Annotated in this window: 6 protein-coding genes; all 6 read left to right on the top strand. The window is 42.7% G+C overall.

Annotated features, from left to right (window positions below; genetic code table 11):
* On the top strand, positions 1–778 hold a 778-nt coding region (locus B3X18_RS04970), incomplete at its 5' end, for an acyl-CoA dehydrogenase family protein (RefSeq protein ID WP_286935165.1).
* 61 nt (positions 779–839) lie between these two features.
* Positions 840–2111, top strand: coding sequence for an MFS transporter (locus B3X18_RS04965; protein ID WP_005014178.1), 1272 nt, complete (start codon positions 840–842; stop codon positions 2109–2111).
* A 49-nt stretch (positions 2112–2160) separates the two neighbouring features.
* Positions 2161–2835 carry a 3-oxoacid CoA-transferase subunit A gene (locus tag B3X18_RS04960; protein WP_005025985.1) on the top strand — a complete coding sequence of 225 codons (675 nt, stop codon included), beginning with the start codon at positions 2161–2163 and terminating at the stop codon, positions 2833–2835.
* Positions 2832–3482: a 3-oxoacid CoA-transferase subunit B gene (locus tag B3X18_RS04955; protein ID WP_005025983.1), complete on the top strand. Its 651-nt coding sequence runs from the start codon at positions 2832–2834 to the stop codon at positions 3480–3482. Before B3X18_RS04960 ends, B3X18_RS04955 begins: the two co-directional genes overlap by 4 nt.
* Before the next feature lie 41 nt (positions 3483–3523).
* Positions 3524–4789 carry a DcaP family trimeric outer membrane transporter gene (locus B3X18_RS04950; protein ID WP_005025982.1) on the top strand — a complete coding sequence of 422 codons (1266 nt, stop codon included), beginning with the start codon at positions 3524–3526 and terminating at the stop codon, positions 4787–4789.
* Positions 4790–4813: 24 nt separating this feature from the next.
* Positions 4814–6016, top strand: a complete 1203-nt coding sequence (locus B3X18_RS04945; RefSeq protein WP_034671047.1) for an MFS transporter — start codon at positions 4814–4816, stop codon at positions 6014–6016.
* The last annotated feature ends 88 nt before the right edge of the window (positions 6017–6104 follow it).

The raw sequence follows: 6104 nt of genomic DNA, 5'->3' as shown, positions 1-6104 counted from the left end.
ACCGGAATCAGGTTCTGATGCTGCATCTTTACGCACGACTGCAGTCAAAAATGGCGATTTTTATATCCTGAATGGCACTAAACGCTATATCACCAATGCTCCACATGCTGCAACCTTTACCGTAATGGCCAGAACCAATCCTGAAATTAAAGGCTCAGGCGGTATTTCTGCCTTTCTAGTTGAAGCCGATAATCCAGGTATTACTCTTGGAAAAATTGATCAGAAAATGGGGCAGAAGGGTTCACATACCTGTGACGTCATCTTTGAAAACTGTCGTGTACCCGCCTCTGCCCTGATTGGAGGAGTGGAAGGGGTCGGTTTTAAAACAGCCATGAAAGTCCTCGATAAAGGACGTCTGCATATTGGAGCCTATAGTGTAGGGGTAGCAGAACGTATGCTGGATGACGCATTGCGGTATGCCGTTGAACGTAAACAGTTCGGTCAGCCAATTGCCAATTTCCAGTTAATCCAGGCCATGCTGGCAGACTCCAAAGCTGAAATCTATGCAGCCAAATGTATGGTACTCGATGCTGCACGTCGTCGTGACCAGGGTGAAAATATCAGTACAGAAGCATCATGCTCAAAAATGTTCGCAACGGAAATGTGTGGCCGTGTTGCAGACCGCTGTGTACAGATTCATGGAGGAGCTGGCTATATCAGTGAATACAGTATTGAACGTTTCTATCGGGATGTACGCTTGTTCCGTCTTTATGAAGGAACCACACAGATTCAGCAAATTATTATTGCACGCAACATGATTAAAGAAGTGTCTTCGTAATGAGGACATGATGGGGATAAGGCATCAAAGCTAAGATGCCTTTTATTACAAGGAAATGGACATGATGGATCAGGCTGTTCAAAAAACAGATAACACAACAAATGCAAAAGTCTGGAAATTTGCTTTTATTTTTTCCTTCCTGGCTTTATTGGTTGATGGCGCTGATATTGCTTTTTTATCTTATAGTCTAACCAGTCTGAAAGCTGAATTTGGTTTAAGCAGTATACAGGCAGGCGCACTCGGAAGCTGGACACTGGCAGGCATGGCAATTGGTGGCTTCTTTGGTGGCTGGGCCTGTGACCGTTTTGGACGGGTGCGGGTTATTGTTATTGCAATTACCTTATTCTCGTTGCTGACCTGCTGGCTGGGCTTTGCACAAAGTTACCAGCAATTTGTGACACTACGTTTTATTTCAGCGATTGGTTTAGGGGCACTCTACATCGCCTGTAACACCTTAATGGCTGAATATGTGCCTACAAAATATCGCTCGACTGTATTAGCTGCCCTTATGACTGGCTGGACCTTGGGTTCAATTGTGGCTACGGTACTTGCAGGCTGGCTTATTCCTGAATTCGGCTGGCGCATGCTGTTTTATATTTCAATTATTCCTATTGTTCTGGCAGTAGCCATGCACTTTCTGGTGCCTGAACCACAGTCATGGAAAGATGCACGTGCCCAGCGCCTCACCACTACCACTTCAGTAGATCAGAGCCAACCTAAACCTAAAGGTGCTTTCAAGACAATTTTTGCAGATGTCATGAACCGCCGCATGTTCATCCTGTGGTCATTCAGTACTGCTTTTCTACAGTTCGGCTATTATGGGGTAAGTAACTGGTTGCCAGCCTATTTAGAATCCGATCTTGGTATCAAGTTTAAAGAAATGACCATGTATATGATCGGCACATTCTTTATCATGATCTGTACAAAAATTATTGCAGGCTATATTGCAGACCGGATTGGACGCCGTGCTGTATTTGCCTTCGGTACAATGGGCACAGCAATCTTTATTCCCATCATTGTATTTGGTAATACGCCTGACAATATTTTATGGCTAATGCTGTTATTCGGTTTTCTGTACGGTATTCCATACGGAATCAATGCAACTTATATGACAGAGAGCTTTCCAACCAAGGTTCGAGGTACAGCTGTAGGCGGTGCATACAATATTGGCCGTCTGGGTGCAGTACTTGCGCCGGTTACTATTGGCTACTTTGCACAAGGCGGTTCCATAGGTACAGGTCTGTTGATTATGGGTGTAGCCTATTTTCTTTGCGGTTTAATTCCAGCCTTGTTTATTAAAGACCGTTTATATAATCCTCAAAAAGCAGAGTAATGGTATTTACCATTGCTCTTTTTTTATATTTGAGAAGGTAAAAGTTCAGATGATCAATAAAATCACTCCGGATATTGAAACGATTTTAAAGGGTATTCCAGACGGGGCCAGTATCATGACAAGCGGCTTTGGACTAGCTGGACAACCAGTTGAACTCATTGAGGCCCTGATTGACTTTGGCCCACGCGACCTGACCATTATCAATAATAATGCAGCCTCAGGTGACCGTGGTCTGACCAAGCTATTAATGGCTGGACTGGTCAAAAAAATGATCTGTTCTTTCCCAAAAGCTAATAATACCAAAGTATTTGATGAACTTTATAAAGCAGGAAAAATAGAGCTGGAGCTAGTACCACAGGGCAATCTGGCCTGCCGGATTCAGGCAGCTGGTGCAGGGCTGGGAGCAATATTTACTCCGACCGGTTATGGGACCAAGATTGCTGAAGGTAAGGAAACCCGTATTATCAAAGGCAAAGCTTATGTACTTGAATATCCGATTGAAGCTGACTATGCACTGATCTATGCAGACAAAGCAGACCGTTGGGGTAATCTGACTTATCGAAAAGCTGCGCGAAACTTTGGCCCCCTTATGGCTAAAGCTGCAGAGATCACAATTGCTCAGGTTCATGAAATTGTTGAGCTGGGTACATTAGATCCTGAGTGTGTCGTCACACCAGGAATTTTCGTTCAGCATGTATTTCAGTTACCAGGAGGAGGCGCATGAGTATCCAGAAGCGTACACGTGAGCAAATTGTACAGTTAATTGCACAAGATATCTCCGATGGTTCTTATGTGAATCTAGGCATAGGTCTGCCAACAAAAGTTTCTAAATACCTGCCAACAGACCGGGAAATTATTCTTCATTCAGAAAACGGTATATTGGCTTTTGGTGCACCACCAGAGCCAGGGCAAGAAGACCCCGACCTCATTAATGCAGGAAAAGAATTTGTCACTTTACTGGATGGTGGCTGTTTTATGCATCATGGTGACTCATTTGACATCATGCGCGGCGGGCATCTGGATATTTGTGTGCTTGGGGCTTTTCAAGTTGCAGTAAATGGTGACCTGGCCAACTGGCATACTGGTGAAGCAGATGCAGTACCAGCTGTAGGTGGTGCAATGGATCTTGCAGTCGGCGCAAAAACTATTTTCGTATGTATGGAACATGTGACTAAGCATGGTGAGCCTAAAGTGGTTAATGCACTGACTTATCCCGTAACAGGGGAGCAATGTGTGAACCGGATTTATACTGATCTCTGCATTATTGAACTCAGCAATGGCAAAGCATTAGTTAAGGAAATAGTTGAAGGCTTAAGTTTTGAAGAATTACAGTCTATGACTGGATGTGCACTTGCCGACGCCAGAACTTAAAAAGCTTTTTATACGGATTTAATATCTTTAAGGATTAAAGAATGAAAAAAATGATTTTAGCTGCAGCCTGTGCTGCGGCCTCAGGGAGTATTTTCGCCGATTCTACCGAGCAGCGTATTTTACTGTTGGAAAATGAATTACAGCGCTTAAAGACCGAGCTTAAAGAGCAAAAACAGCAGCAAAATGTTCTGCAAGCACAGCAGCAGGAAGATCGGGCTTTAACACAGAAAATTAATACTTCCTCATGGAAAGACAATGTCGACTTTTATGGCATCTTGCGTATGGATGGTGCAGTAGACTTTAAAAGTACAACAGGCCGTTCAAGCGGAGGGCGTACCAGTAATAAGATTAATAGTGTCCCTTTTGATGGAGTTGAGGGAAACCGTTCAGATTTTACCGTAGCCGCCAGCCGCTTTGGAGTAGACATTAATCATCTGGGGGGACGTAAAGATGTTAAAGCCAAGCTGGAAGCCGACTTTTGGGTGGACAGTGGTAAAGGCGATGGCAAACTCAGGATACGTCATGCTTATGTCAGTTTTGATGACTGGTTATTTGGCCAGACATGGTCGCTTATGTCGAATATGGAAACAATTACTGAGTCAGTTGATTTTACCCAGTTACTCGGTGCTTCAATCCTGCGTGATCCGCAAGTCCGCTATCAGTGGCAGTTTAGCCCCGCACATACATTGCAGATGGCTCTTGAGTATTCAGGTGAAAGAACTTCAGAATTTCCAAGCCTGACCAGTAAATACACTTACAAGAATGGACCATTGCATTTGATGGGGCAGGGCTTCATCAACGAGAAGCAGGCACAAGCTACCACTGGTGATATTGAAAAAGTCAGTTGGGGTGTAGGAGCGGGTGCCAAATATAAATTTAATGCTCAGCAATCAGTTCAGGCGAACTATTACCATGTGAAAGGTGACCAGAAGTTTGTATTTTATACCAATCAGGGTTCAACCTCGGATAACGCAAACTGGGGCGGCGACTTCTCTGTAAATACAGATAATAATGAGTTACTGTTAAATGAATTTGATAGCCTGAGTATTGGTTACTCTCATAAATTTAATGACCAGTGGCGAGCAAATATTGCAACTTCATTACTGCAATATGATGATAATAGTGCATATGCCAAAGCCAATCCAGAAAGTAATAAACGCCTAACTGACCATGTAGTTAATGCATTTTATACCCCAGTGGAACACGTAGATCTAGGGGTAGAATATCATCATGGTAAACGTGAAAACCTTGCAGGAAAAGAGGCGGATATTTCACGTGTTAATATGTCAGCACGTTATAAGTTTTAATTTAACCAGACAAGGATGTCATTTATGCAAAATAGCCAGCCAGAACATTATGACCTGTCACGAGGTCTGATTCTGATGCTGGCAATTACCTGCGGTTTATGCGCCGGCTCAAATTATTTTAATCAGCCATTAATATATTCAATTTCAGAAAGCCTTTCAGTGAGTGCAGAACAGGCAGCCTTTACAATTGTGATTAGTCAGCTTTCATATGCTGCCGGTTTATTTGTATTGGTTCCCTTAGGAGACCTTTTTGAGAAACGGGGTTTTATCTGCCTGCTCATGTGTTTAACCGGAATTGCCCAGATTGGGCTTTCCATGAGTCATTCAGTTTCTGTACTTTATGGTTTTACATTTTTAGCCACATTCTTTTCTATAGCAGCTCAGGTACTTATTCCCTTCATTTCCAATCTGGTATGTCCGCGTAAAAGTGCTGAACTTGTCGGTATACTGATGAGTGGTTTACTGATGGGAATACTTTCCGCCCGAACAATAGCCGGGTTAGTCTCTACCATGTGGTCTTGGCACTATATTTATCTGGGTAGTGGTATAACCATACTTTTATTTGCACTGGTGATGTGGAAACGCTTGCCTCAGTCCAATAAAGTATCTGGCTTAACAATATGGAAAATTTACCAGTCTTTATTCAGCTTTGCTGTTCATGAACCCCATCTGATCCGTAGGGGTATTGTAGGAGGACTCGGCTTTGGGATGCTTACTCTTATCTTTACAACGATGACCTTTCTTTTAGCAAATGCTCCTTACCATTTTAACGATTTTCAGATTGGCCTTTTTGGAATTGTAGGTTTAGCAGGGGTTTTTGCTACACCTTGGGCAGGTAAACTCATCAGCCGTGGTCAAGATGACCATGTAGCACGCATATGCATCTGTTTATTAATCATATCTTGGTTACCACTCTATTTTGCTCAGCAATCATTATGGATGTATGGAGTAGGGGTGATTTTAGCCTATTTCGGGCTTTCTGCCTTGCATGTATTAAATCAGAATCTGGTTTACCGGATTTCAGCTACAGCACGTTCAAGGATTAATTCAATTTATATGACGATGTACTTTGGTGGCGCAGCTATAGGTTCATTTTTGGCGGTCTTTTTCTGGAAACATGGAGGCTGGCCAGTATGTGTAATATTAGGAGTCTGCATCGCATTACTCATTTTTTTATTTGATCGCTATGATTACCGAGCAGTGAAGCAATCTACGATCCCTCAGTAAGATTTATCGCTCTACTAAAGTAATAGCCTAAGTAAATTAATTCTCAATTAAATAGCCTAAGTATAGTTTTAAATTTTTAAAGCAAACC

Origin of the sequence: Acinetobacter sp. UBA6571 (assembly GCF_002434085.1) — a bacterium.
GTDB classification, from domain to species: Bacteria; Pseudomonadota; Gammaproteobacteria; order Pseudomonadales; family Moraxellaceae; genus Acinetobacter; species Acinetobacter radioresistens.
This window is presented reverse-complemented; position numbering and strand designations above follow the sequence as displayed.

What these genes read in the sequence shown, in the direction of transcription:
- B3X18_RS04965 (WP_005014178.1), top strand. Translation starts at nt 840, where the DNA reads ATGATGGATCAGGCTGTTCAAAAAACAGATAACACAACAAATGCAAAA.
- B3X18_RS04960 (WP_005025985.1), top strand. Translation starts at nt 2,161, where the DNA reads ATGATCAATAAAATCACTCCGGATATTGAAACGATTTTAAAGGGTATT.
- B3X18_RS04955 (WP_005025983.1), top strand. Translation starts at nt 2,832, where the DNA reads ATGAGTATCCAGAAGCGTACACGTGAGCAAATTGTACAGTTAATTGCA.
- B3X18_RS04950 (WP_005025982.1), top strand. Translation starts at nt 3,524, where the DNA reads ATGAAAAAAATGATTTTAGCTGCAGCCTGTGCTGCGGCCTCAGGGAGT.
- B3X18_RS04945 (WP_034671047.1), top strand. Translation starts at nt 4,814, where the DNA reads ATGCAAAATAGCCAGCCAGAACATTATGACCTGTCACGAGGTCTGATT.